The following is a 25,018-nucleotide window of genomic DNA, read 5'->3' as shown; positions in this document are numbered from 1 at the left end:
CCCTCCTTCTACTTCTCAGATACCACCAAAGTAATGTGGCTAGTACGTTTATTAATACGACTTGCACGTCCCATTGCACGAGGGCGGAAACGTTTCATTGTCGGTCCTTGGTTCACGTAAGCTTGCGAGATAACCAAGTTGTTAACATCCAAAGAATAGTTATGTTCCGCATTCGCAATAGCGGAGTTAAGCAACTTCTCAACGATTGGAGAAGCGGATTTCGGAGTGTGACGGAGAATGGCAACCGCCTCACCTACTTGCTTGCCGCGAATCAAGTCAACAACGAGTTGAACTTTACGAGGAGCAATCCGGATAAACTTAGCATGTGCTTTTGCTTCCATTGTGTAACCTCCTCTCAAACATTAAAGATGTTCATTTATCTTCTTGTTTTCTTATCATCATCAGTATGGCCTTTGTACGTACGGGTTGGAGCGAACTCACCCAGTTTGTGTCCGACCATGTCCTCAGTTACATACACTGGCACGTGTTTACGACCATCGTAAACGCCAAATGTGTGTCCGATGAATTGCGGGAAAATTGTAGAACGACGGGACCAGGTTTTGATTACGTTCTTCTTACCTGAAGCTTCCATCTCTTCTACCTTTTTGAGCATGTAGCCATCAATGAATGGCCCTTTTTTCAAACTGCGACCCATGTGGAGATCCTCCCTTCAAACGTAGCTATTATGCATCCGCAGATGCCTCACGAAGTTATGCACAGTGTGTATTACTTCGTGCGGCGGCGAATGATGTATTTATCAGAAGCTTTATTTTTCTTACGCGTTTTGTAACCAAGAGTAGGTTTACCCCATGGTGACATTGGCGATTTACGTCCGATTGGAGCACGACCTTCACCACCACCGTGTGGGTGATCGTTAGGGTTCATTACTACACCACGAACCTCAGGACGTTTACCCAACCAACGGCTACGACCGGCTTTACCGATTTTAATGAGCTCGTGGTCTTGGTTACCAACAGATCCGATTGTCGCGCGGCAAACTTTCAAAATACGACGAACTTCTCCGGAAGAGAGACGAACGGAAACGTATTTTTCTTCTTTACCAAGCAATTGAGCTTCTGTACCAGCAGCACGAACCAATTGTCCGCCTTTACCTGGTTTTAACTCGATGTTGTGGATAACGGTACCTACTGGAATGTTTTCGAGTGGCAGTGCGTTACCGATTTTGATGTCCGATTCAGGTCCGGAGAATACTTGATCTCCAACTTTCAAACCTTTAGGAGCGATGATATAACGTTTCTCACCATCAGCATAGTGAATCAGAGCGATGTTGGATGTACGGTTCGGGTCATACTCAATCGTAGCAACGCGGCCCGGTATTCCATCTTTAGTACGTTTGAAGTCAATGATACGGTATTTACGTTTGTGTCCACCACCATGGTGACGAACTGTAATTTTACCTTGGTTATTGCGGCCTGCTTGTTTGCTCAACGGGGCCAACAACGATTTCTCCGGCTGATTTGTGGTGATTTCCTCAAATGTAGAAACGGACATGTTCCGTCTTGCCGGGGATGTTGGTTTATACTTTTTGATTGGCACTGGGTTTCCCTCCTTACTTCAAAAATTCAATTATACAGTTTCAAAGAACTCAAGCGTTTTGCTGTCTTTTGTCAGCGTTACAAACGCTTTTTTCCATTCGCTAGTATATCCGGAATAACGTCCGTACCGTTTCGGCTTAGCTGGAACACGAAGCGTGTTCACGTTTTTCACTTTTACATTGAAAATAGCTTCTACTGCCTTTTTGATCTCGGTTTTGTTTGCACGGATATCGACTTCAAATACATATTTCAAGTCGTTCATCATGTCAGCAGTACGTTCCGTAATAATCGGACGTTTTACAATATCACGAGGATCCTTCATTACGCGAGCACCTCCTCTACCTTCTGAACTGCTTCTTTCGTAATGATCAATTTGTCGTGCGAAAGCACGTCAAGAACATTAATGCCGTCAGCAGCTACGAATTTCACGCCTGGAATATTCCGTGCGGAAAGAGCTACATTATCATCATAGCTAGGAGCTACAATCAAAGCTTTACGTCCCACTTTGAGGTTACTCAAGATGGCTGCGAATTCTTTAGTTTTAGGCGTACTCAACGTGAGAGCGTCTAAAACGATAATGTCATTGTCAAGCACTTTGGATGAAAGGGCTGATTTGATCGCCAAGCGGCGAACTTTCTTAGGCAGTTTATACGCATAGCTCCGTGGTGTTGGACCAAATACGATACCGCCGCCTTTCCATTGTGGTGAACGAATTGAACCTTGACGAGCGCGACCTGTACCTTTTTGTTTCCAAGGCTTACGTCCACCGCCACGTACTTCAGAACGTCCTTTTACTTTGTGGGTACCTTGACGAAGGGAAGCACGTTGCATAAGAACTGCATCGTACAGAACGTGTTGGTTCGGCTCAATTCCGAAAACCGCATCGTTCAATTCAACTTCGCCTACTTGGCTACCATCTACATTGTAAACTGATACTTTTGGCATTTTGTGTTCCTCCTTTCTTCAGTGGTTATTTTTTCACCGTTTCTTTAACTCTAATGAGACTGTTTTTCGGTCCAGGAATGGAACCTTTCACGAGCAACACGTTACGCTCAGCGTCTACTTTAACTACTTCAAGACGTTGGATTGTAATAGTATCATGTCCCATGTGTCCTGGCAGGCGTTTGCCTTTAGGAACGCGGTTAGCTTGGATCGAACCCATTGAACCAGGGCCACGGTGGTAACGCGAACCGTGTGACATAGGTCCAGTGCTTTGTCCCCAACGCTTGATAACGCCGGCAAAACCTTTACCTTTAGAAATACCCGTTACGTCAACGAATTCGCCTTCAGCAAAAATGTCAGCTTTCAGTTCTTGGCCAACTTCATATTCTGCGATGTTGATACCGCGAACTTCACGAACGTAGCGCTTAGGGGCAGTGTTCGCTTTTTTAGCGTGACCTGCTTCTGGCTTGTTAGCATTTTTTTCTTTCTTATCGGAGTAACCGATTTGAATTGCTTCGTAGCCATCGTTCTCAATGTCTTTCTTTTGCAAAACAACACAAGGGCCTGCTTCGATAACCGTTACTGGAACGACGTTACCTTCAGGAGTAAATACTTGAGTCATCCCGAGTTTTTTTCCTAAGATTGCTTTCATGTTGACACCTCTTTTCCTTTATACATGGTCTTTGTTATAGCTTGTATTACAATTTAATTTCGATATCTACACCGGACGGCAGATCCAAGCGCATCAAGGCATCCACAGTTTGTGGAGTCGGGTTAACGATGTCGATCAAACGTTTATGTGTACGTTGTTCGAATTGTTCCCGAGAATCCTTGTACTTGTGCACCGCACGAAGAATAGTAATGATTTGTTTTTCAGTAGGAAGCGGAATCGGACCGGATACACCAGCACCCGAACGTTTTGCTGTTTCAACAATTTTCTCCGCGGATTGATCAAGAATTCTGTGGTCGTAAGCTTTCAAACGAATACGAATTTTTTGCTTTGCCATTTTAGTCCCTCCTTCTATCGCCCAATTTTTTATCGGACATACTCCGTGAAAATTTTCTAGCCACTCTCCCATGGCAAAGGGGCCGGGTGTGCCAGTAACCTCTCACATCATCGCAACGTCACAGAACAACATTTATTATTATATAGAAAAGATAGGCGTATTGCAAGCATATTTAAGAAAAACATTTAAACTTATCTTTTCTGATGAAATGACTTCGTTTATTGCAGTGTTTATCTTCAATATCCAGGCTGCCTTGCCAATCCTTCTAAACTCCTAAATGATGTTCATTTCGTATGACGTAGGTTCCGAACTTTAAACATAATAAAAGAGTTCTCTATCCGATGTCGGATAAAGAACTCTTCCGAAGCTTCGTTACAATACAATGTTACTCGTTCCAGTACACTGTTACATATGCTTTATTCAGCATAAGCCGAATTATTTTTGGATAGATGCTACGGAACCGGCACCAACTGTACGTCCGCCTTCACGAATGGAGAATTTAGTTCCTTCTTCAATCGCGATTGGGGAGATCAGGGAAACAGTAACAGTGATGTTATCACCAGGCATTACCATTTCAGTACCTTCAGGCAAGTTGATGATGCCTGTTACGTCAGTTGTACGGAAGTAGAACTGTGGACGGTAACCAGTGAAGAATGGTTTGTGACGTCCGCCCTCTTCTTTTGTCAGAACGTAGATTTGAGCTGTGAATTCTGTGTGTGGCTTAACAGAACCTGGTTTTGCAAGTACTTGACCACGCTCGATTTGATTACGGTCAACACCACGCAACAACGCACCGATGTTGTCACCCGCTTGAGCGGAATCCAGCAATTTACGGAACATCTCAACGCCTGTTACAACAGATTTTTTAGTTTCTTCAGTGATACCAACGATTTCGATCTCTTCGCCGACTTTAACAGTACCACGCTCTACACGGCCAGTAGCAACAGTACCACGACCAGTGATGGAGAATACGTCCTCGACAGGCATCAAGAAAGGCTTGTCAGTTTGACGTTCAGGCAGTGGGATGTAAGTGTCGATCTCTTTGAACATCTCAACGATTTTTTGAGCCCATTCGCCATCTGGGTTTGCCAGTGCTTCACGAGCGGATCCACGAGTGATTGGAGTATCGTCACCTGGGAACTCATATTCGTTAAGAAGGTCGCGAACTTCCATCTCAACCAATTCCAACAACTCTTCGTCTTCAACCATGTCACATTTGTTCAAGAATACAACAATGTAAGGTACGCCTACTTGACGGGAGAGCAAGATATGCTCACGAGTTTGTGGCATTGGGCCATCAGCTGCGGATACTACCAAGATAGCTCCATCCATTTGAGCCGCGCCAGTGATCATGTTTTTAACATAGTCGGCGTGACCTGGGCAGTCAACGTGAGCGTAGTGACGAGTATCAGTTTCGTACTCAACGTGTGCTGTGGAGATAGTGATACCGCGCTCGCGCTCTTCTGGAGCTTTGTCGATTTGGTCGAATGCTACAGCAGCACCACCGTAAGTTTTGGACAATACAGTTGTGATTGCAGCAGTCAGAGTTGTTTTACCGTGATCGACGTGACCAATAGTACCGATGTTAACGTGGGGTTTATTACGTTCGTATTTAGCCTTTGCCATTTGAACGTGGCCTCCTTAGAATTATAATTTTATGTTTTCACTGAATGAAGTGCTCCGAAATGAATTCTTATGCACTTGCATCCAGTGTGAGAAAACTACTACTCGGTGCCTTTTGTTTTGGCAACGATTTCTTCAGCAATGCTCTTAGGAACTTCTTCATAGTGAGAGAGTTCCATGGAGAATACGCCGCGTCCTTGAGTACCGGAACGAAGAGTTGTAGAGTAACCAAACATTTCAGACAAAGGTACCTTAGCACGGATGATTTGAGCTCCACTACGGGAATCCATACCTTCAATGCGGCCACGACGGGAGTTCAACATACCCATTACGTCACCCATGTACTCTTCCGGAACAGTTACTTCTACTTTCATGATAGGCTCAAGCAGAACTGGCTTACACTTGTCTTTAGCCGCTTTAAGCGCCATGGATCCGGCAATTTTAAATGCCATCTCATTGGAATCGACATCATGGTAAGATCCGTCTACAATTGTAGCCTTAACGTCAACAAGCGGGAAGCCTGCAATAACGCCGTTTTTCATTTGCTCTTCAATCCCTGACAGTGCAGGTTGAATGTATTCTCTTGGTACGGAACCACCGACAACCTTACTTTCGAACTGGCTGCCTGTACCCGGCTCGAGAGGTTCGAATTCAACCCATACGTGACCGTATTGACCACGACCACCGGATTGACGTACGAATTTACCTTCAACGCGCGCTGGAGCACGGAATGTTTCACGGTAAGCTACTTGTGGTTTACCCACAGTAGTTTCAACCTTGAACTCACGACGCATACGGTCGATGATGATATCAAGGTGAAGCTCACCCATACCTGCCAAGATTGTTTGACCTGTTTCTTCGTCAGTATGAGCACGAAGAGTTGGATCCTCTTCAGTCAACTTACCGAGAGCAACACCCATTTTATCTTGGTCAGCTTTGGTTTTAGGTTCAACGGCGATTTCGATAACCGGATCAGGGAAGTTCATTGACTCCAGGATAACCGGATTTTTCTCATCACATAGTGTATCACCTGTACCCGTATCTTTCAAACCTACGGCAGCTGCAATATCACCGGAGTAAACTACAGTGATTTCTTGACGGCTGTTCGCATGCATTTGAAGGATACGACCGATACGCTCACGTTTGTTTTTAGTGGCATTCAATACATATGATCCGGATTGAAGAACACCAGAGTATACGCGGAAGAATGTCAATTTACCAACGTAAGGGTCCGTCATGATTTTGAATGCCAGTGCGGAGAAAGGCTCTTCATCGGATGACTGACGGACTGCTTCAGTTCCATCTTCAAGATGACCAGTGATCGAAGGAACGTCTGTTGGAGCTGGCAAGTAATCGATAACAGCATCCAACATCAGCTGAACACCTTTGTTACGATACGAGGATCCACAGATAACCGGGAAGATCTTAACATCTACAACACCTTTACGGAGTACGGCTTTGATCTCATCAATTGTGATTTCTTCGCCTTCCAGGTATTTCATTGTCAAATCTTCATCCAGTTCAGCAACGCGCTCAATCAACTCGTTGCGAAGTTCTTCAACTTGATCTGCAAATTCTGCAGGAATGTCGGTTTCTTCGATATCTTGACCAAGATCATCTTTGTACATATGAGCTTTTTGTGCAACGATATCGATGATACCAGTGAAATCATTTTCAGCGCCGATTGGAAGTTGAATCGCAACAGCGTTTGCCTGAAGGCGATCACGCATGTCAGATACAACGTTCAGGAAGTCAGCACCGATGATATCCATTTTGTTTACATATGCGATACGAGGTACGCCGTACTTGTCAGCCTGTCTCCATACGGTTTCGGACTGAGGCTCGACGCCTTCTTTCGCACTGAATACACCAACTGCTCCGTCCAATACACGAAGGGAACGTTCAACTTCAACAGTGAAGTCAACGTGTCCCGGGGTATCAATAATATTAACGCGGTGGCCTTTCCAAGCAGCGGTAGTTGCAGCGGAAGTAATCGTAATTCCGCGCTCCTGTTCCTGTTCCATCCAGTCCATTGTCGCAGCGCCTTCGTGTACTTCACCGATTTTGTGCGTACGTCCTGTGTAAAACAGAATCCGCTCAGTTGTCGTGGTTTTACCCGCATCAATATGAGCCATGATCCCGATATTACGTGTATTTTTTAAGGAGAACTCTCTAGCCATGAAATGGGTCTCCCTTCAAAATTGAAGTTTTTTTTATTGTGAACTGAATCCTACCAACGGTAGTGAGCAAACGCTTTGTTCGCTTCAGCCATTTTGTGCGTATCTTCGCGTTTTTTAACGGAAGCGCCTGTGTTGTTGGAAGCGTCGATGATCTCAGCCGCCAAACGCTCTTCCATTGTTTTCTCACCGCGGTTGCGGGAGTAGTTCACGAGCCAACGTAATCCCAAAGCAGTACGTCTCTCTGGTTTCACCTCGATTGGTACTTGGTAGTTGGCACCGCCGACACGGCGAGCTTTAACTTCCAGGACTGGCATGATGTTCTTGATCGCTGCTTCAAATACTTCCATAGGGTCATTACCCGTACGTTCTTGAATCAACTTGAACGCATTATACAGAATGCTTTGAGCAACACCGCGTTTTCCGCCGATCATGATGCGGTTGATTAAACGAGTAACCAACTTGCTGTTGTATAACGGATCAGGCAACACGTCTCTTTTCGTAACTGGACCTTTGCGTGGCATGGATATCCCCCTTTCTTTCTTGTTCAGCAGACCCTGTACCTTCCAAACCTAAGCCAGAAGGCTCTCAGGTTCTCTGCTTATAATGGTTTAGGCTTTTTTAGCTTTTGGACGTTTTGCACCGTATTTCGAACGAGCTTGCATACGGTTGTTTACGCCTGCAGTATCGAGAGCTCCACGAACGATGTGATAACGAACTCCTGCAAGGTCTTTAACTTTACCTCCGCGGATCAATACCACACTGTGCTCTTGAAGATTATGTCCGATTCCCGGGATATAAGCAGTAACCTCGAGACGGTTCGTCAGACGAACACGGGCATACTTACGAAGTGCAGAGTTTGGTTTACGTGGAGTCATTGTACCTACACGAGTGCAGACACCACGTTTTTGTGGGGCACTGATGTTAGTAGATTCACGTTTCAAAGCGTTGAATCCTTTTTGCAAAGCTGGAGATTTTGACTTCTCAACTTTTGCTTGACGTCCTTTACGAACCAGTTGATTAATAGTTGGCATGTGATTGCCACCCCCTTCCTCAAATATTCATGTTTCTTTATAAACCTCTTTTCGCTAAGTCCACAGACCCAGGCGGTTCATAAAAAGACAAATGAAAAGTTTTTGCCTTGGAGAATCCCTAAAAGTTCTCGGACAAAAACGTTCCTTACACTATCATTTTACGACAGCAACCATAGCTGCTCCCACTCCAATCCCGCAAGCTTTGCCGAGATTTTTCATTGTATCCACTTTCGTATACTTCACATTGTGTTGTTCACACAAAGCAATGATTTTGGAAGTGAGCTGCGGATCACTATCTTCTGCGACATAGACTTCAGAAGCCATATCTGTCTGCACCATCCGCATGGTCTGTTTGGTACCTATTTTGACATGAGCATCTTGCAAGGCTTTTTCATTAGACATTGTGCATTCCTCCGAATAGAACCATGTACAATCAGCTGCCCACGCACCTTTGATATATTAGCATCTAGCGCAAGCATTGTCAATGCTAATCCTAAAACATTTTTTTAAAGTTTACGCACATCAGGATTCGTCCGCCTGCATTATACAAGCGTCCGCCTCCTGACGCACATAACTTTCATTCCCCTCTAAATGAGAGGCATCTATTTAATCAACCGAAACTGGCTCAAGTTCTTCTACTGAAGATTGACCATCTTCTGGCTCAGCAAATTTGATGCTGCGGTAACGGTGCATACCTGTACCAGCAGGAATCAATTTACCGATGATTACATTTTCTTTCAGACCGAGCAACTGATCGACTTTACCTTTGATCGCCGCATCTGTCAATACACGTGTAGTTTCTTGGAACGAAGCCGCCGAGAGGAAGGAGTCTGTTTCCAAGGATGCTTTCGTAATACCGAGCAGGATTGGTTTTGCAACCGCTGGCTCTTTATCACTAAGGATCGCTATTTTGTTAGCTCTTTCGTACTCATGCATATCCACGAACGACCCTGGCAACAGTGTTGTATCTCCTGCATCAACGATGCGGATTTTACGCAACATTTGACGGATCATAACTTCAACGTGTTTGTCATTGATTTCTACGCCTTGGTTACGGTATACGCGTTGTACTTCCTGCAAAATGTAGTTTTGTACGCCACGTATGCCTTTAATGCGCAGCATTTCTTTTGGATCGATGGAACCGTCTGTCAACTCGTCACCCGCTTCAATTTCCATGCCTTCGCTTACGCGCACACGGGAACCGTAGGTAACGGCGTATACTTTGGATTCCGCTTCACCTTGAATTTCGATTTCACGACGATCTTTCGCTTCGCGAATCTCTTTAACTACACCATCAATCTCACTGATTGTTGCTTGACCCTTAGGATTACGAGCTTCAAACAACTCCTGGATACGCGGCAAACCTTGCGTAATATCGTCTCCGGCTACACCACCGGTGTGGAATGTACGCATTGTAAGCTGTGTTCCCGGCTCACCAATGGACTGTGCTGCAATAATACCAACTGCTTCACCAATCTCCACGTGTTTACCTGTCGCGAGGTTGCGACCATAACACTTCTTGCAGACACCATGACTTGCACGGCAGCTGAGGACGGATCGGATTTGCAATTTAGTAATACCTGCTTTGATGATCGCTTCTGCTTTATCGGAGTCAATCAATTCATTGCGACCTACAATGATTTCTTTCGTTTCCGGATGACGAAGAGTCTCGAAGCAATATCTGCCTTCAATACGGTCGTAGAGATCTTCGATAACCTCTTTACCATCCTGAATACGACTTACCGTAAAGCCTTTATCTGTACCACAATCATCATCACGCACGATTACGTCTTGGGCTACGTCTACGAGACGACGAGTCAGGTAACCTGAATCGGCTGTACGCAGGGCTGTATCCGCCAAACCTTTACGCGCTCCGTGAGTGGAGATAAAGTACTCCAGTACCGTCAGACCTTCACGGAAGTTCGATTTGATTGGGAGTTCGATAATTCGACCGGATGGGTTGGCCATCAGACCACGCATACCGCCCAATTGGGTGATTTGCGATTTGTTACCCCGTGCTTTGGAGTCTACCATCATCATAATCGAGTTGTAACGATCCATTGATTTCATCAGAATCTCAGTGATGTCATCTTTGGATTTTGACCAGATATCAATGATACGGTCATAGCGCTCTTCATTCGTAATCAGACCACGACGGTACTGATTCGTAACGATTTGTGCTTTTTCCTCAGATTGTCTAAGGATTTCAAACTTCTCAGGCGGAACGATAACATCAGATACCGCAACCGTAATACCGGCACGTGTAGAGTATGTGAATCCAAGTTGTTTGATTTTATCCAAAATAACGGCTGTTTCCGTTGTGTGATAAATTTCAAAACAACGTGCAATGATGGAGCCGAGGTATTCTTTACCGACACCGCCAGCCAGAGGAGCATTCATAATAGCTTCTCTGAGATCAGCGCCTTTTTCATATACAAATGAGTGATCTGCAGTACCTTGGTATAGGTTAGCACGAGTCGCATCATTGATATACGGGAAGCTTGCCGGGAAAATTTCATTGAAGATAATTTTACCGATCGTTGTCAGCAACATTCCTTCTTGCTGTTTTTCCGTGAAGCTTGTTTTACCAAGCGCCTTAACCGGAATAGCTACACGCGCATGCAGACCAGCAGTACCACGTTGATATGCGGATACAGCTTCGTTAACTGTACGCAAGATCATACCTGTGCCCTTTTCTTCCTTGTTGTCCATAGTGAGGTAATAAGAACCAAGCACCATATCCTGGGAAGGAGTAACAACCGGTTTACCGTCTTTCGGGTTCAAAATGTTACCTGATGCAAGCATCAGGATACGTGCTTCCGCTTGAGCTTCAGCGGATAACGGAACGTGCACGGCCATTTGGTCACCGTCAAAGTCGGCATTGTATGCCGTACATACGAGCGGGTGAAGACGAATTGCTTTACCTTCAACGAGAATCGGTTCAAATGCTTGAATACCGAGTCTGTGAAGCGTAGGGGCACGGTTCAACAGAACCGGATGCTCCTTGATTACTTCTTCAAGAACATCCCATACTTCAGGACTTACACGTTCAACTTTACGTTTCGCGCTCTTGATGTTGTGGGCAAGCCCTTTATTTACAAGCTCTTTCATAACAAAAGGCTTGAACAATTCAAGTGCCATATCTTTTGGCAGACCACACTGATACATTTTCAGGTAAGGTCCAACAACGATAACGGAACGACCAGAATAGTCAACCCGTTTACCGAGCAAGTTTTGACGGAAACGTCCTTGTTTACCTTTCAGCATGTGGCTGAGAGATTTCAATGGACGGTTACCAGGACCCGTCACCGGGCGTCCACGACGACCATTATCGATCAATGCGTCAACAGCTTCCTGCAACATCCGTTTTTCATTTTGCACGATAATATCTGGCGCGCCCAGATCAAGCAGACGTTTCAGACGGTTGTTCCGGTTGATTACACGGCGATACAAGTCATTCAGGTCAGACGTTGCAAAACGTCCACCATCCAACTGTACCATTGGACGAAGTTCCGGCGGGATAACAGGAAGTACATCCATGATCATCCACTCTGGCTTATTGCCGGAGTTGCGGAATGCTTCGATAACTTCCAGACGTTTAATTGCACGATTACGACGTTGTCCTTGCGCAGTCCGGAGCTCTTCTTTCAGGAACTCGAGCTCTTTGTCTATGTCAAGGTCTTGAAGCAATTTTTTAACCGCTTCTGCGCCCATGCCAGCCTGGAAACCATAGCCGTATTTTTCACGGTAGCTGCGGTATTCTTTCTCGGACAACAGCTGTTTTTTCTCCAGTGGAGTTTCTCCTGGATCAGTTACAACATATGATGCAAAATAAATAATCTCTTCAAGAGATCTTGGAGACATATCCAGAGCAAGACCCATACGGCTCGGAATACCTTTGAAGTACCAGATATGCGATACCGGAGCAGCGAGCTCAATATGGCCCATCCGTTCGCGGCGTACTTTCGCACGTGTTACTTCAACGCCACAACGATCACAGACAACGCCTTTATAACGGACGCGTTTGTATTTACCGCAATGACATTCCCAGTCTTTTGTAGGGCCAAAAATCTTTTCGCAGAACAGCCCTTCTTTTTCCGGTTTCAACGTACGATAGTTGATCGTTTCCGGTTTTTTCACTTCTCCGCGGGACCAAGAACGAATTTTCTCTGGGGAAGCAAGCCCGATCTTCATGTATTCGAAATTGTTGACGTCCAACAAGGAGCAACCCTCCTTAACCAATTCCTGTATTCTAGGTTACGCCCTCTCCGGCCGAAGCCGGAGAAGATGCGAGCCTGATGAAAAACGCCGGTCATCATGCGCTCGAAGCGGTTTATTCCGCTCCGACCTCTGTACCCTCAAGGTTGAGGCTGAGCTTATCGCTCGCAGCGTCATCTTCATCGTCCATTTCTCTCATTTCAATCTCTTGCTCATCTTCGCTCAAAATCTTAACGTCCATACCCAAGCTTTGCAGCTCTTTGATCAATACTTTAAATGATTCTGGAACGCCTGGTTCCGGAACATTCTCACCTTTGACGATGGATTCATACGTTTTAACCCGACCAACAACGTCATCGGATTTAACGGTCAAGATTTCTTGCAGTGTATAAGCAGCACCGTAAGCCTCAAGCGCCCATACTTCCATCTCCCCGAAACGTTGTCCACCAAATTGGGCTTTACCACCCAATGGCTGTTGCGTAACAAGTGAGTAAGGACCCGTGGAACGGGCATGGATTTTATCATCAACCATGTGTGCCAATTTGATCATGTGCATGACACCTACGGTAACTTCACGTTCAAACTCTTCACCTGTACGACCATCATACAGGACAGTTTTACCATTACGTTGCATACCTGCTTCTTCCATCGTATCGAAGACGTCATACTCCTTCGCTCCGTCGAATACAGGAGTTGCGACGTGAATACCCAGTTGCATCGCCGCCATACCCAAGTGAACCTCGAGCACTTGACCGATGTTCATCCGGGAAGGTACGCCCAGTGGGTTAAGAACGATCTGAACCGGTGTACCGTCTGGCAGGAAAGGCATATCTTCTTCCGGCAAGATGCGGGCCACGACCCCTTTGTTACCGTGACGTCCGGCCATTTTATCACCCTCGGAAATTTTCCGTTTTTGAGCGATATATACACGAACGAGTTGGTTAACACCTGGAGGCAGCTCATCACCGTTTTCACGGGTAAATACTTTCACGTCTACTACGATACCGTCAGTACCATGTGGTACACGCAACGAAGTATCACGTACTTCACGTGCTTTCTCACCAAAGATCGCATGCAAGAGACGTTCTTCTGCAGTCAGCTCTGTTACACCCTTAGGTGTTACTTTACCAACCAGAATGTCGCCAGCACTGATCTCAGCACCAATGCGGATAATACCGCGCTCATCCAAGTTACGCAGCGCTTCTTCCCCAACGTTAGGGATGTCACGTGTGATCTCTTCAGGTCCGAGCTTAGTATCACGTGCTTCTGACTCATACTCCTCGATGTGGATGGATGTGTATACATCTTCCTTAACGAGTTTTTCACTGAGCAAGATCGCATCCTCGTAGTTGTAACCTTCCCAAGTCATGAAGGCAACAACAACGTTACGTCCCAGAGCCAATTCACCCATTTCCGTTGAAGGACCATCAGCGAGGATATCGCCAGCTTTGACAGCGGCACCTCTTTTGACAATCGGACGCTGGTTAATGCATGTTCCTTGGTTCGAACGCATAAATTTGTGTAATTTATATTTAACGATATCGCCTTTAACTTCCTGACCGTCCACTTCTTCAACTCGACGGAGCCAAATTTCGTTCGCAGAAGAACGTTCAATAATTCCGTCATAATCGGAGACAATACATACACCAGAATCTTTTGCAGCTTTGTGCTCCATACCTGTTCCTACAAGTGGTGCTTTAGGAATCAAGAGTGGAACCGCCTGCCGCTGCATGTTAGATCCCATGAGTGCACGGTTGGAGTCATCGTTCTCAAGGAACGGGATCAGCGCTGTAGCGACGGATACAACCTGTTTAGGAGATACGTCCATGTAGTCAACTCGCTCACTCGGCATCGTAAGGATGTTATCCGACTGTTTGTTGTAACGTACAATGATCGCTTCTTCTTCAAATGTACCGTCTTCGTTCAACTTCGCATTCGCTTGCGCGATAACATAGTTGTCCTCTTCGTCCGCTGTCAGGTAATCAATTTGCTCGGTTACAATACCTGTTTTCGGATCAACCCAACGATATGGAGCTTCAATGAAGCCATATTCATTCACACGGGCGAACGTAGACAAGGAGTTGATCAAACCGATGTTTGGTCCCTCTGGCGTCTCGATTGGACACATACGGCCATAGTGGGATGGATGGACGTCACGTACTTCCATACCTGCGCGCTCACGCGTCAAACCACCGGGTCCAAGTGCGGACAAACGACGTTTATGTGTCAACTCACCCAGCGGGTTCGTTTGATCCATAAACTGTGACAACTGAGAGCTACCAAAGAACTCTTTGATCGATGCAATAACAGGACGTATGTTAATCAAAGCCTGTGGTGTAATTACGTTAGCATCCTGAATGGACATTCTCTCACGAACCACACGCTCCATACGGGACAAGCCAATACGGAACTGGTTCTGCAGGAGTTCACCCACCGAACGCAAACGACGGTTACCCAAATGATCGATATCATCCGTGCTACCAATTCCCTGCAGAAGGTTAAGGAAATAACTGATGGACGAAATGATATCCGCCGGTGTCACGTTTTTGACGGACTTGTCAATGTTTGCATTGGCAATCAGTTTGACCACTTTACCATCTTCAGTTGGTGAGAACACATCAATCGTTTGCATAGGGATATCATTGGCATCCAAAACGCCGTTACCCACATGATACGTGCGGAATCCAACGCTTTTCTCCAGATACGGCATGATTTCATCCAACAAACGACGATCAACCATTTGACCTGCTTCAGCAATGATTTCACCTGTCTCAGTGTCAACAAGTGACTCAGCCAAGCGCTGGTTAAACAAGCGGTTTTTGATGTGAAGTTTTTTATTCATTTTGTAACGACCTACATTAGCCAGGTCATAACGTTTTGGATCAAAGAAACGTGCTACGAGCAAGCTTTTCGCATTATCCAGCGTTGGAGGCTCGCCCGGACGAAGACGCTCATAGATCTCAATGAGTGCTTTCTCCGTGGAATCCGTGTTGTCTTTGTCCAGTGTGTTGCGGATATATTCGTCATTACCGAGCAGATCCAAAATCTCAGCATCTGTGCCAAAACCAAGTGAACGCAGGAGAACCGTAACCGGTATTTTACGTGTACGGTCGATCCGGACGTAAACAACATCCTTCGCGTCCATCTCCAGTTCGAGCCAAGCGCCGCGGTTAGGAATAACTGTAGCGGTATACGTTTTTTTGGCGTTTTTATCTACTTTGGTACTGAAGTAAACGCTAGGAGAGCGAACCAACTGGCTGACAATAACCCGTTCCGCACCATTAATAATAAATGTGCCCGTGTTGGTCATCAGCGGGAAATCTCCCATGAATACTTCCTGCTCTTTGACTTCGCCGGTTTCCTTATTAATGAGCCGGACTTTGACCCGAAGCGGCGCTGCATACGTAACGTCACGCTCTTTCGCGTCGTCTACTGTATACTTCGGTTCACCGAGACTGTAATCGATAAATTCCAAAATTAAGTTACCTGTAAAATCCTGGATCGGCGAGATATCCTGGAACATTTCGCGCAACCCTTCCTCCAAAAACCAATCATAGGATTTTTGTTGGATTTCAATCAGGTTCGGAACTTCGAGTATCTCGTTAATTCGTGCATAACTGCGCCGAGTGCGTCGACCATATTGAACAAGATGTCCTGCCAACTTAAACTCACCCCTCAATGTCTACTCACTTTAAAAATTTCGTTGCGAACCTCTGTTTGTAACCTTATAATGGTACACATACAGAGCAAAGCAATGTATCCACAAATAAAGAAAAGCCCTTACTCGAAATGTCGTTCGAAAAAAGAGCAACTTTGATCGGCGGATGTCTTTCCAAATCATTCTTATCCCCAGTTTGCCCAAAATGTACATATTATACGCCAAACGTAGGCATAATAAGCCCGTTCGGCGTAAAAAAAGGTTGACATTTATAGTTAGCTAAAGCCAAATAGGGCATCTTAATACTGACATTTTACAATAATACCACGGCCTGAATTTCAAGTCAATAGTCCTATTGCAAAAAAAAATGATCCCCTGCTTACTTTACAAACATCGGATTCAGCTTTTAGTAGAACCCTCTTCCGATTTCACCGCTTTGAAAATCCGATAACCTTTGTCCTTCGTCACTTCTTCCACTCTTCCAAACAAAGATTCCAATTTCGCTTTTGCTGATGGGGCCCCTTGTTTCTTCTGAATGACAATCCACAACGAACCGCCTACTTTCAGATGGCGATGTGCCTGTTCGAAAATAGTATGAACCGTCTCTTTCCCAGCCCGTATAGGCGGATTGGTTAGAATAACGTCATAATCTTGCTTTTTTACTTCAGCCAGTAGATTACTTTGCAATACCGTAACATTGTTAATTCCGTTCGCTTTTGCATTTTCCTTGGAAAGTTCAACGGCTCTCTCGTTGATATCGATCATGGTGACATGCCCATCCGGTACAAGTTTAGCTGCTGTAAGACCCATCGGTCCGTATCCACATCCCACATCGAGAACATGAGCCCCTGATGGCAACTCTATCGCATCAATCAATACTCTGCTGCCATAATCGATTCCGTTTTTGGAAAATACACCGGCATCCGTCACGAATCGCAGACTGAATCCGCGAAGAACCGTTTCAGTTGCTCTGCGATCATGTGCTACTTGCGGTTTGTCCGAATAATAATGATTGGACATGCCCTCACTCACTTTCCATTTACAATTACAGCAACAAACCCCTTGATATAAGTCAAGGGGTTTGTTGTTTTGTTCATCTAGCTTATAAAAGCTAAATTATTTAACTTCGATTGTAGCGCCAGCTTCTTCAAGCTTAGCTTTAACCGCTTCTGCTTCTTCTTTGGCAACTTTTTCTTTCAATGCTTTTGGAGCGTTGTCAACCAGTTCTTTTGCTTCTTTCAGGCCAAGACCTGTGATTTCGCGAACTGCTTTGATAACGTTGATTTTGGAAGCACCAGCGTTAGTCAAGATTACGTCGAACTCGGATTGCTCAGCTTCAGCAGTAGCTACTGCACCTGCAGCAGCGACTGGAGCTGCAGCAGTTACGCCGAATTCTTCTTCGATTGCTTTAACAAGATCGTTCAATTCCAGTACAGTCATGCCTTTGATTGCTTCCAAGATTTGCTCTTTACTCATGAGTGAACCTCCATATATAATATTATTTTTTTTAATTCATTTGCCGCCTAAGCAGCATTCAGATCAAGTTGTTTACGCGCCTTGTTCTTCTTTTTCTGCAACTGCTTTAACCGCAAGCGCGAAGTTGCGCACTGGCGCTTGAAGCACGCTGAGGAGCATGGAGAGGAGTCCATCGCGGGATGGCAGTTCTGCCAATGCCTTAACTTCTTCTACTCCGATTACGCGACCTTCTACAACTGCACCTTTCAATTCCAGTGCATCGTTCTTTTTCGCGAAGTCGTTCAGAATTTTAGCTGGAGCCACAACGTCATCTACGCTGAATGCAATTGCAGTAGGACCTGTAAGAACACTATCGAGTTCTGTCAGTTCTGCTGCTGCAGCTGCACGGCGAAGCAACGAGTTTTTCAGCACTTGGAATTCGATCCCCGCTTCACGAAGTTGCTTTCGCAACTCAGTTACTTGGGCAACGTTCAATCCACGATAGTCAACAACAACAGTTGTAACGCTCTCGCGCAATTTTGCTGTTACTGCATCAACGGATTCTTGTTTTGCTTGAATCACTTTTGCGTTTGCCAATCTGTACACCTCCTGATCAAATTTATCCCATTAAGAAAAGCCTCCGTAGAATCACGAAGGCTTGATATATACTCATCATCGATTTGCATCGTTCTAAGTTCTATAATCACACCTCGGCAGGAAATTAAGCCAAATGGCACCTACTGTCTACGGTAAGCATATTCAAATGTCAACGGTCAGTCACTCGGACTCACAACTTTCAAAGTATATCAATAACAGGACAAGCCTGTCAAGAGATATTATCTAAAAGCTGCTGCGTTCACGCGTGCGCCAGGGCCCATCGTGGAAGAAAGACTAACATTCTTCAGATAAACACCTTTTGCTGCCGCTGGTTTAGCACGATTCAGAGCTTCCATGAGAGCTTTGAAGTTCTCATTAAGTTGCTCAGAAGAGAAAGAAGCTTTACCAATCGGTGCATGAATTTGACCTGCACGATCCAGACGATATTCGATTTTACCAGCTTTGATTTCTTGAACAGCCTTAGTTACATCGAAAGTTACCGTTCCGGCTTTAGGGTTAGGCATCAGACCTTTACCGCCGAGCAGTCGGCCCAATTTACCTACTTCACTCATCATATCTGGTGTCGCTACGCAGACGTCGAATTCGAACCAGCCTTGTTGGATTTTGTTGATCATGTCTGCATCACCAACATAGTCCGCGCCAGCCGCTTCCGCTTCTTTCGCTTTGTCACCTTTTGCAAATACCAATACGCGTTGTGTTTTACCTGTGCCGTGTGGCAAGACAACAACACCACGTACAGCCTGGTCTTGCTTACGAGGGTCTACACCCAAACGAACCGCTGCTTCGATTGTTTCATCGAATTTTGCAGTAGCTGCCTTTTTCACAAGCTCTACAGCTTCTGAAGGCTCGTAAGTTGCTTCGCTGTCAATCAGCTTAGCAGCTTCCAGGTATTTTTTACCGTGTTTAGCCATGTTTTATTCCTCCTTTGTGGTGTTAGCGGATATACCTCCCACATCAACCGGTCGCGAATCGACCGGTTTTACGAAGCCATGTTTCTTATGAAAATTAGTCTTCGATGGTGATACCCATGCTGCGGGCAGTACCTTCGACCATACGCATAGCGGACTCAACGTCTGCTGCATTCAGGTCAGGCATTTTTGTTTCTGCGATTTGACGAACCGCATCACGTTTAACAGTAGCAACTTTTTTCTTGTTCGGTTCGCCGGATCCTTTTTCAACTTTAGCTGCCACTTTCAACAGAACTGCTGCCGGTGGAGTTTTAGTGATGAAAGTAAAGGAACGGTCCTCGAATACAGAAATTTCAACTGGAATAATCAATCCCGCTTGATCAGCTGTACGAGCGTTGAATTCTTTACAGAATGCCATGATGTTGACACCTGCTTGACCCAAAGCTGGACCTACTGGTGGTGCTGGGTTTGCTTTACCTGCTGGAATCTGCAGTTTTACCATTTTAATAACTTTTTTCGCCATGATTGACACCTCCTTGCAAAATAGTGGTTAACGGGTTTTTCAACCCTCCCACAAGAAACTCGAAGAGACTATATCTTCTCCACTTGCGTGTATTCCAACTCAAGCGGCGTTTCCCGTCCAAACATGTTCACGTGCACTTTCAACTTGCTTTTGTCTACCAAAATTTCTTCCACGGAGCCTACGAAATTCGCAAAAGGACCGACTTTAATACGTACGGATTCCTTAATATCGAACTCAATTTTCGGCTTAGGTTCAACCATTCCCATGTGCTTAAGAATTTGTTCCACTTCTTCAGGCAACAAAGCAGTTGGTTTGGACCCAGAACCTGTCGAACCGACAAATCCTGTAACACCCGGTGTGTTGCGAACAACATACCAAGAATCATCCGTCTGTACCATTTCCACCAAGACATAACCGGGGTAAACTTTACGCATAACGGTTTTTTTCTTACCGTCCTTGTTTACCACTTCTTCTTCCATAGGAACAAGCACGCGGAATATCTTGTCTTCCATGCCCATAGACTCTACGCGTTTTTCCAAATTGGCTTTGACCTTGTTCTCATACCCTGAATAGGTATGAACGACGTACCATCTTTTTTCCATATCAAGCCACCGGAACCCTTCTTAAATAATCGCTTCGATCACAAAGGAGATGCCAATGTCAATGACCCAAAAAAACAGCGTCATAACCACAACAGTACCAAGTACGATCAATGTGTAGTTGGTCAGCTCTTTACGATTAGGCCAGCGAACTTTTTTAAGTTCAGCCCAGCTTTCTGAGAAAAAGGAAATCAGAGATTTGAAACTTCGTTTCACGCCGACACCTCCAAAAACTATCTGGTTTCGCGATGAGAAGTCTGCTCGTTACAAAACTTGCAAAATTTCTTCATCTCCATGCGGTCGGGGTGATTACGCTTGTTTTTTGTCGTAGTGTAATTTCTTTGTTTGCAGTTAGTACAAGCCAAAGTAATAATTACCCGCATGATGTACACCTCCCGAAGACTTCCACATTCAAGCAGAGTCTCTAAATTGATCCTGAAAAAAAGCCACAAATTTAGGCCTACCTAAAACACTTTATCACAAGGGTATAACCATGTCAATGAAAGAATAGCCTTTCATTCATTGGGTATTACTTCCGTACAACGTACATTCGTTTCTCATCTCTGTTTTTTCTCTTCTCCTGCATGGACCGAGCGATTACTAGTATAAACATTCTTAGATTTTATAAACTTGAGACACTAAAAAAAGACTCAAATACCGAGCCTTTTCCGTCAACGACAACATGTGTTTAATTATCTCGAACTTCCAGGTACTTTTCAAGTTTGCGCTTGACGCGCTGAAGTGCATTATCAATGGACTTCACATGTCTGTCCAAATCTACTGCAATCTCTTGATAAGATCTCCCGTCCAGATACAACATCAATACTTTACGTTCCAGATCACTCAGAATCTCGGACATTTTATCTTCCAGGCCCACGAACTCTTCCTGATTGATGATAAGTTCTTCCGGATCACTGACCTGGGTTCCACAAATCACATCGAGTAACGTACGATCAGACTCTTCGTCATAAATAGGCTTGTCCAGAGATACATAAGAATTAAGCGGAATATGCTTCTGACGTGTCGCTGTCTTAATCGCCGTGATGATCTGTCTTGTAATACACAGTTCGGCAAAAGCCTTGAACGAAGCCAGTTTGTCCCCTTTGAAATCTCGAATGGATTTGTAGAGGCCAATCATTCCTTCTTGAATAATATCTTCCCGGTCTGCCCCAATCAGAAAATAAGATCTTGCCTTGGCGCGTACAAAGTTACGATATTTGTTAATCAAAAACTCTAACGCTTCGCTTTCGCCTTCACGGAAAGCTTCGACAATGTCTTCGTCACTTTGGTAATCATACTTGGATAACATGATATCTTTGAGGTCGACACTCACAGACAATCCCTCCGGCTGCAACGCAAGGTACCCCGTTACTCTACTCTATGAAATATAGGATCAGTATATATGATGGTACCTCACACCGTCAACCACGCTCTGCCTAAAAAAGAACATCAATAACATAAATGTCAAGAGTTTCAATATTCTAAATTTTGTAAAACTCACTGTTATTCCCGGCGCCATCGCTCAAACTCTTTTAATACATCCGGACTCAACTTGCCCCCGAGTGTGTTACGCGTGGTCTTCGCCTGATCTTCTTCCAGTCGTTTCTTTAACTCTTTTTCGTTCTGCTCTACTTCAATCAGCAACTCCCTTGCAGATATGCGCAGCGCCCCCTGTCCGAATATGACATGTTGCTCTACCATATCGCTCGTAGCCACATAGATTTGGCGTCTTCGCATGCTTAGTTCCCGAACGAGTCTCTCAATGCATTCGTCTGCCGTCTCTTTTTCCTTTGTAAAATAGATCTGCACTTTGCTCTGAGTAAAGGATTTACCGAGTCCAGGCACGAGGTAGGCGTCAAACACAACAATGACTCGCCGGCCGGAGAAAGCCTGGTAATCTGCAAGACGAAAGAGAAGCCTGTTGCGCGCCTCTTCCAGCCCACTTTCCGCAAGTTTGGTTAATTCCGGCCAGTCGCCAATCATGTTGTACCCGTCTACCAGAAGCACATCACGGGAATCAGCCATACCTTCTATTCCTGCGCTTGACGCGAGCGGAGCACTTCGTACATGACAACCCCGGCTGCCACGGAAGCATTCAGGGAATTAATCTGACCTTGCATTGGTAATTTGATCAGCACATCGCATTTCTCACGAATAAGTCGTCCCATTCCCTTATTCTCATTTCCGATTACCAATGCCACAGGGCCAGTAAAGACTCCATTACCAAAGACACCTTCATGTGCCGTTACATCTGTCCCTACAACCCATACACCTTCCTCTTTGAGGCGATCGATGGTCTGGCCAAGATTACTTACCCGAGCCACTGGCACGTACTCCACAGCGCCTGCTGATGTTTTGGATACTGTCACGGTTACCGCTGCCGAGCGACGTTTGGGTACAATGACGCCATGCGCACCCGTGCAATCTGCTGTCCGCAAAATCGACCCCAGGTTATGAGGATCTTCAATCTCATCCAGCAGGATCAAGAAAGGATGCTCATTCTTCGCTTTTGCTGCAGCAAGAATGTCTTCTACCTCCACATAAGCATAAGGTGCCGCTTGAGCAACTACCCCCTGATGCTGAATGCCTGGTACCGTTTGATCCAGCTTACGCTTGTCTACGTGTTGAATAACAATACCTAGCTTTTTAGCTTCCGAGATAATAGGTTGAGTCAGATGTTTCTGTGCTGTATCGGCAATCCATATTTTATTAATGGTCCGGCCTGAACGCAGCGCCTCCGTCACGGAGTGTTTACCGGCGATCCATTCTTCTTCCATCGTTGTTCGATCCTCTCTGTAATGCGTTGTTTTGTTGAAATTTCTATCTTTTTGTCGGCGATGGCGATTGTTGTTCCGAGTGCTCAATACCAAGCCCGATCAGTTCAATCATGCGATCATGATGACCACTGCTGTAGAGGTAACCAATGAGACATTCAAAAGCCGTGGCATGTCTATATTCCAACACATCTGCATTTTTGGGTACACTACCCGACTTGGCATTCCGCCCTTGCCGGACGATATCACGTTCTTCCTCTGTCAGTTCAGCCTCAATCGTTGTAAGTATGCGGCTCTGTGCCTTCGCTGATACCAACCCGGTTGCACTACGGTGCAAATAATTGGGACGCATGTTTGCCTTCGACAACAGATATTGACGAACAGCTACCTCATATACCGCATCACCAATATAGGCCAGTGCAATAGGTGGAATCAACCTGGCAGGTCTGGAAGGAGGATACGGGAACCATCCTCCCTCTGTGACCTGTTCCTGTTGTTTGGGTGTATTTGGATGTCCTTCGTTCATTTGCGCCGCCATCTCATGCCCTGGGCCGTATCTTCAAGCAGAATGCCACGTGCAGACAATTCATCGCGAATTTCGTCCGCTCTTGTCCAGTTTTTGGACTTGCGCGCTTCTACACGCTCTTCAATCAGACGTTCTACTTCCTCATCCAGAAGTTCTGGCTCTGCGTCAGTATAAATGCGCAGCACAGCATTCAATTCACTGAACAACTCGAGGAGCGCGCGAATGTCTGCCGCATTAACTACCTCTTGTTGCAACAGTTGGTTGGCTTCCCCTGCCCACTCAAACATAGCAGTAATTGCATCAGGAGTATTGAAATCATCCTGCATCTTCTCGTGATACTGCTGACGAATTTGGTCGAGTCTTGCCGTAAACTCTGCTGTGATATCCCGATCAACAGTTACTGCATTCAGACGATGGTTCAGGTTACCTACCGCATTCGCAATCCGGTCCACACTGTTCTGTGCCTGCTCCATCGTATCATCCGTGAAGTTCAATGGGTTGCGATAGTGGGTAGACAACATGAAATAACGAATCGCTTCGCGTTTATATTGATTCCGCAAATCTTTAACAAGAACACCATTACCGAGTGATTTCGACATCTTCTCGTTATCGATTCGGATAAAACCATTATGCATCCAGTAGTTGGCAAGCGGTTTACCTGTTAATACCTCGGATTGGGCGCATTCGCACTCATGGTGCGGGAACTGCAGATCCTGTCCACCCCCATGAATGTCCAGCGTATCCCCAAGGTACTCCCTAGCCATGGCGGAGCATTCGATATGCCAACCTGGTCGACCATCACCCCAAGGACTGGACCAATAGATCTCACCTGGTTTGGCAGCCTTCCAGAGCACGAAATCTTCGGGATGCTCTTTGCGCTCGTCCACACCCACACGGATTCCGAATTGCAGCTCCTGTAAATTTTGCTTCGACAGCTTGCCATACTCGCTGAATTTGCCTGTACGGTAATAGACGTCACCGCCATTTTCATACGCAAATCCTTTTTCAACCAGCTCACGGATAAAATCAATGATCAGCGGCATGTTTTCCGTTACTCTCGGATTGCTGCTTGCCTTGGGAATACCCAATCCCTCAAGGTCTTCATAATAGGCAGCAATAAATTTCTCAGCCACGTGAGGAACATCTGTTCCAAGTTGTTCTGCTTTGCGAATCAGCTTATCGTCCACATCCGTGAAGTTCACCACATAGTTCACATCATGTCCTGTCTGTTCCAGGTATCCACGAACCGTGTCGAAAAAGATAACCGGGCGGGCATTCCCGATATGAATGTAGTCATATACCGTTGGTCCGCAGACATACATTTTCACTTTCCCTGGCTCCTGGGGAACAAATTCCTCTTTGGTACGACTCATCGTATTATAAATCTGAAGCGTCATGGT

Annotated in this window: 27 protein-coding genes and 1 other annotated feature; all 27 genes read right to left on the bottom strand. The window is 45.5% G+C overall.

Features of this window, described 5'->3' with window-relative positions; all coding sequences use genetic code 11:
* Positions 1–8 precede the first annotated feature (8 nt).
* Positions 9–341, bottom strand: a complete 333-nt coding sequence (rplV, locus tag J7E78_RS19670; protein WP_024633583.1) for a 50S ribosomal protein L22 — start codon at positions 339–341, stop codon at positions 9–11.
* 35 nt (positions 342–376) lie between these two features.
* Positions 377–655, bottom strand: coding sequence for a 30S ribosomal protein S19 (rpsS, locus tag J7E78_RS19665; protein WP_062836183.1), 279 nt, complete (start codon positions 653–655; stop codon positions 377–379).
* Between the two features lie 71 nt (positions 656–726).
* Complete coding sequence (rplB, locus tag J7E78_RS19660) at positions 727–1,557, bottom strand: 50S ribosomal protein L2 (protein ID WP_017692078.1); 831 nt, start codon at positions 1,555–1,557, stop codon at positions 727–729.
* A gap of 30 nt (positions 1,558–1,587) precedes the next feature.
* Positions 1,588–1,878: a 50S ribosomal protein L23 gene (rplW, locus tag J7E78_RS19655; protein WP_017692077.1), complete on the bottom strand. Its 291-nt coding sequence runs from the start codon at positions 1,876–1,878 to the stop codon at positions 1,588–1,590.
* A complete protein-coding gene (gene rplD / locus J7E78_RS19650) occupies positions 1,878–2,501 on the bottom strand; it encodes a 50S ribosomal protein L4 (protein ID WP_017692076.1) in 624 nt (207 codons plus the stop codon). Before rplD ends, rplW begins: the two co-directional genes overlap by 1 nt.
* A 25-nt stretch (positions 2,502–2,526) precedes the next feature.
* The gene (gene rplC, locus J7E78_RS19645; protein WP_017692075.1) at positions 2,527–3,150 is read right to left on the bottom strand and encodes a 50S ribosomal protein L3; all 624 of its coding nucleotides are present in this window, start codon (positions 3,148–3,150) and stop codon (positions 2,527–2,529) included.
* Positions 3,151–3,196: 46 nt separating this feature from the next.
* Entirely contained in the window at positions 3,197–3,505 is a 309-nt protein-coding gene (gene rpsJ / locus J7E78_RS19640; RefSeq protein ID WP_017692074.1) for a 30S ribosomal protein S10, read from the bottom strand.
* A gap of 435 nt (positions 3,506–3,940) precedes the next feature.
* Positions 3,941–5,131 carry an elongation factor Tu gene (tuf, locus tag J7E78_RS19635; protein ID WP_215077852.1) on the bottom strand — a complete coding sequence of 397 codons (1,191 nt, stop codon included), beginning with the start codon at positions 5,129–5,131 and terminating at the stop codon, positions 3,941–3,943.
* Positions 5,132–5,229: 98 nt separating this feature from the next.
* Positions 5,230–7,308 carry an elongation factor G gene (gene fusA / locus J7E78_RS19630; RefSeq protein ID WP_215077851.1) on the bottom strand — a complete coding sequence of 693 codons (2,079 nt, stop codon included), beginning with the start codon at positions 7,306–7,308 and terminating at the stop codon, positions 5,230–5,232.
* A 50-nt stretch (positions 7,309–7,358) separates the two neighbouring features.
* Positions 7,359–7,829 (bottom strand): 30S ribosomal protein S7, encoded by a 471-nt coding sequence (gene rpsG / locus J7E78_RS19625; RefSeq protein WP_017692071.1) that lies wholly within the window; start codon positions 7,827–7,829, stop codon positions 7,359–7,361.
* A gap of 87 nt (positions 7,830–7,916) precedes the next feature.
* Complete coding sequence (rpsL, locus tag J7E78_RS19620; RefSeq protein ID WP_017692070.1) at positions 7,917–8,339, bottom strand: 30S ribosomal protein S12; 423 nt, start codon at positions 8,337–8,339, stop codon at positions 7,917–7,919.
* Between the two features lie 153 nt (positions 8,340–8,492).
* Positions 8,493–8,741: a ribosomal L7Ae/L30e/S12e/Gadd45 family protein gene (locus J7E78_RS19615; protein WP_215077850.1), complete on the bottom strand. Its 249-nt coding sequence runs from the start codon at positions 8,739–8,741 to the stop codon at positions 8,493–8,495.
* 204 nt (positions 8,742–8,945) lie between these two features.
* Positions 8,946–12,560: a DNA-directed RNA polymerase subunit beta' gene (gene rpoC / locus J7E78_RS19610; protein WP_215077849.1), complete on the bottom strand. Its 3,615-nt coding sequence runs from the start codon at positions 12,558–12,560 to the stop codon at positions 8,946–8,948.
* A 112-nt stretch (positions 12,561–12,672) separates the two neighbouring features.
* A complete protein-coding gene (gene rpoB / locus J7E78_RS19605) occupies positions 12,673–16,218 on the bottom strand; it encodes a DNA-directed RNA polymerase subunit beta (protein WP_215077848.1) in 3,546 nt (1,181 codons plus the stop codon).
* A gap of 396 nt (positions 16,219–16,614) precedes the next feature.
* Positions 16,615–17,235, bottom strand: coding sequence for a class I SAM-dependent methyltransferase (locus J7E78_RS19600; RefSeq protein WP_215077847.1), 621 nt, complete (start codon positions 17,233–17,235; stop codon positions 16,615–16,617).
* A gap of 96 nt (positions 17,236–17,331) precedes the next feature.
* Entirely contained in the window at positions 17,332–17,691 is a 360-nt protein-coding gene (rplL, locus tag J7E78_RS19595) for a 50S ribosomal protein L7/L12 (RefSeq protein ID WP_215077846.1), read from the bottom strand.
* Between the two features lie 72 nt (positions 17,692–17,763).
* Entirely contained in the window at positions 17,764–18,267 is a 504-nt protein-coding gene (gene rplJ / locus J7E78_RS19590; protein ID WP_017692064.1) for a 50S ribosomal protein L10, read from the bottom strand.
* 24 nt (positions 18,268–18,291) lie between these two features.
* Positions 18,292–18,438: a sequence feature (ribosomal protein L10 leader region), on the bottom strand.
* Positions 18,439–18,506: 68 nt separating this feature from the next.
* Complete coding sequence (gene rplA / locus J7E78_RS19585; protein WP_017692063.1) at positions 18,507–19,199, bottom strand: 50S ribosomal protein L1; 693 nt, start codon at positions 19,197–19,199, stop codon at positions 18,507–18,509.
* 94 nt (positions 19,200–19,293) lie between these two features.
* Positions 19,294–19,719, bottom strand: coding sequence for a 50S ribosomal protein L11 (gene rplK, locus J7E78_RS19580; protein ID WP_017692062.1), 426 nt, complete (start codon positions 19,717–19,719; stop codon positions 19,294–19,296).
* Positions 19,720–19,787: 68 nt separating this feature from the next.
* Complete coding sequence (gene nusG, locus J7E78_RS19575; protein WP_024633599.1) at positions 19,788–20,321, bottom strand: transcription termination/antitermination protein NusG; 534 nt, start codon at positions 20,319–20,321, stop codon at positions 19,788–19,790.
* A gap of 21 nt (positions 20,322–20,342) precedes the next feature.
* A complete protein-coding gene (gene secE / locus J7E78_RS19570) occupies positions 20,343–20,534 on the bottom strand; it encodes a preprotein translocase subunit SecE (protein WP_017692060.1) in 192 nt (63 codons plus the stop codon).
* 17 nt (positions 20,535–20,551) lie between these two features.
* Positions 20,552–20,701 (bottom strand): 50S ribosomal protein L33, encoded by a 150-nt coding sequence (gene rpmG / locus J7E78_RS19565; protein WP_072735843.1) that lies wholly within the window; start codon positions 20,699–20,701, stop codon positions 20,552–20,554.
* A 305-nt stretch (positions 20,702–21,006) separates the two neighbouring features.
* Positions 21,007–21,651 carry an RNA polymerase sporulation sigma factor SigH gene (gene sigH / locus J7E78_RS19560; protein WP_017692059.1) on the bottom strand — a complete coding sequence of 215 codons (645 nt, stop codon included), beginning with the start codon at positions 21,649–21,651 and terminating at the stop codon, positions 21,007–21,009.
* Between the two features lie 170 nt (positions 21,652–21,821).
* The gene (locus J7E78_RS19555; protein WP_215077845.1) at positions 21,822–22,343 is read right to left on the bottom strand and encodes an NYN domain-containing protein; all 522 of its coding nucleotides are present in this window, start codon (positions 22,341–22,343) and stop codon (positions 21,822–21,824) included.
* A gap of 5 nt (positions 22,344–22,348) precedes the next feature.
* Positions 22,349–23,095 carry a 23S rRNA (guanosine(2251)-2'-O)-methyltransferase RlmB gene (gene rlmB / locus J7E78_RS19550; protein WP_017692057.1) on the bottom strand — a complete coding sequence of 249 codons (747 nt, stop codon included), beginning with the start codon at positions 23,093–23,095 and terminating at the stop codon, positions 22,349–22,351.
* 43 nt (positions 23,096–23,138) lie between these two features.
* Positions 23,139–23,618 (bottom strand): Mini-ribonuclease 3, encoded by a 480-nt coding sequence (locus J7E78_RS19545; protein WP_215077844.1) that lies wholly within the window; start codon positions 23,616–23,618, stop codon positions 23,139–23,141.
* The gene (gene cysS / locus J7E78_RS19540; RefSeq protein ID WP_215077843.1) at positions 23,615–25,015 is read right to left on the bottom strand and encodes a cysteine--tRNA ligase; all 1,401 of its coding nucleotides are present in this window, start codon (positions 25,013–25,015) and stop codon (positions 23,615–23,617) included. Before cysS ends, J7E78_RS19545 begins: the two co-directional genes overlap by 4 nt.
* Positions 25,016–25,018 lie beyond the last annotated feature (3 nt).

The sequence above is a fragment of the Paenibacillus polymyxa genome (assembly GCF_018614975.1).
In the GTDB taxonomy this organism is placed as follows: domain Bacteria; phylum Bacillota; class Bacilli; order Paenibacillales; family Paenibacillaceae; genus Paenibacillus; species Paenibacillus polymyxa_E.
The sequence above is the reverse complement of the archived record's forward strand: the minus strand, read 5'-3'. Positions and strand labels throughout refer to the sequence as shown.

What these genes read in the sequence shown, in the direction of transcription:
- rpsL (WP_017692070.1), bottom strand. Translation starts at nt 8,339, where the DNA reads ATGCCAACTATTAATCAACTGGTTCGTAAAGGACGTCAAGCAAAAGTT.
- rpsJ (WP_017692074.1), bottom strand. Translation starts at nt 3,505, where the DNA reads ATGGCAAAGCAAAAAATTCGTATTCGTTTGAAAGCTTACGACCACAGA.
- J7E78_RS19545 (WP_215077844.1), bottom strand. Translation starts at nt 23,618, where the DNA reads ATGAACGAAGGACATCCAAATACACCCAAACAACAGGAACAGGTCACA.
- rplD (WP_017692076.1), bottom strand. Translation starts at nt 2,501, where the DNA reads ATGCCAAAAGTATCAGTTTACAATGTAGATGGTAGCCAAGTAGGCGAA.
- rpmG (WP_072735843.1), bottom strand. Translation starts at nt 20,701, where the DNA reads ATGCGGGTAATTATTACTTTGGCTTGTACTAACTGCAAACAAAGAAAT.
- rplA (WP_017692063.1), bottom strand. Translation starts at nt 19,199, where the DNA reads ATGGCTAAACACGGTAAAAAATACCTGGAAGCTGCTAAGCTGATTGAC.
- rplL (WP_215077846.1), bottom strand. Translation starts at nt 17,691, where the DNA reads ATGAGTAAAGAGCAAATCTTGGAAGCAATCAAAGGCATGACTGTACTG.
- rpsS (WP_062836183.1), bottom strand. Translation starts at nt 655, where the DNA reads ATGGGTCGCAGTTTGAAAAAAGGGCCATTCATTGATGGCTACATGCTC.
- nusG (WP_024633599.1), bottom strand. Translation starts at nt 20,321, where the DNA reads ATGGAAAAAAGATGGTACGTCGTTCATACCTATTCAGGGTATGAGAAC.
- rpsG (WP_017692071.1), bottom strand. Translation starts at nt 7,829, where the DNA reads ATGCCACGCAAAGGTCCAGTTACGAAAAGAGACGTGTTGCCTGATCCG.
- rplK (WP_017692062.1), bottom strand. Translation starts at nt 19,719, where the DNA reads ATGGCGAAAAAAGTTATTAAAATGGTAAAACTGCAGATTCCAGCAGGT.
- J7E78_RS19615 (WP_215077850.1), bottom strand. Translation starts at nt 8,741, where the DNA reads ATGTCTAATGAAAAAGCCTTGCAAGATGCTCATGTCAAAATAGGTACC.
- rplW (WP_017692077.1), bottom strand. Translation starts at nt 1,878, where the DNA reads ATGAAGGATCCTCGTGATATTGTAAAACGTCCGATTATTACGGAACGT.
- J7E78_RS19600 (WP_215077847.1), bottom strand. Translation starts at nt 17,235, where the DNA reads ATGTCCAATCATTATTATTCGGACAAACCGCAAGTAGCACATGATCGC.
- rlmB (WP_017692057.1), bottom strand. Translation starts at nt 23,095, where the DNA reads ATGGAAGAAGAATGGATCGCCGGTAAACACTCCGTGACGGAGGCGCTG.
- rplC (WP_017692075.1), bottom strand. Translation starts at nt 3,150, where the DNA reads ATGAAAGCAATCTTAGGAAAAAAACTCGGGATGACTCAAGTATTTACT.
- fusA (WP_215077851.1), bottom strand. Translation starts at nt 7,308, where the DNA reads ATGGCTAGAGAGTTCTCCTTAAAAAATACACGTAATATCGGGATCATG.
- J7E78_RS19555 (WP_215077845.1), bottom strand. Translation starts at nt 22,343, where the DNA reads ATGGCTGATTCCCGTGATGTGCTTCTGGTAGACGGGTACAACATGATT.
- rplV (WP_024633583.1), bottom strand. Translation starts at nt 341, where the DNA reads ATGGAAGCAAAAGCACATGCTAAGTTTATCCGGATTGCTCCTCGTAAA.
- cysS (WP_215077843.1), bottom strand. Translation starts at nt 25,015, where the DNA reads ATGACGCTTCAGATTTATAATACGATGAGTCGTACCAAAGAGGAATTT.
- tuf (WP_215077852.1), bottom strand. Translation starts at nt 5,131, where the DNA reads ATGGCAAAGGCTAAATACGAACGTAATAAACCCCACGTTAACATCGGT.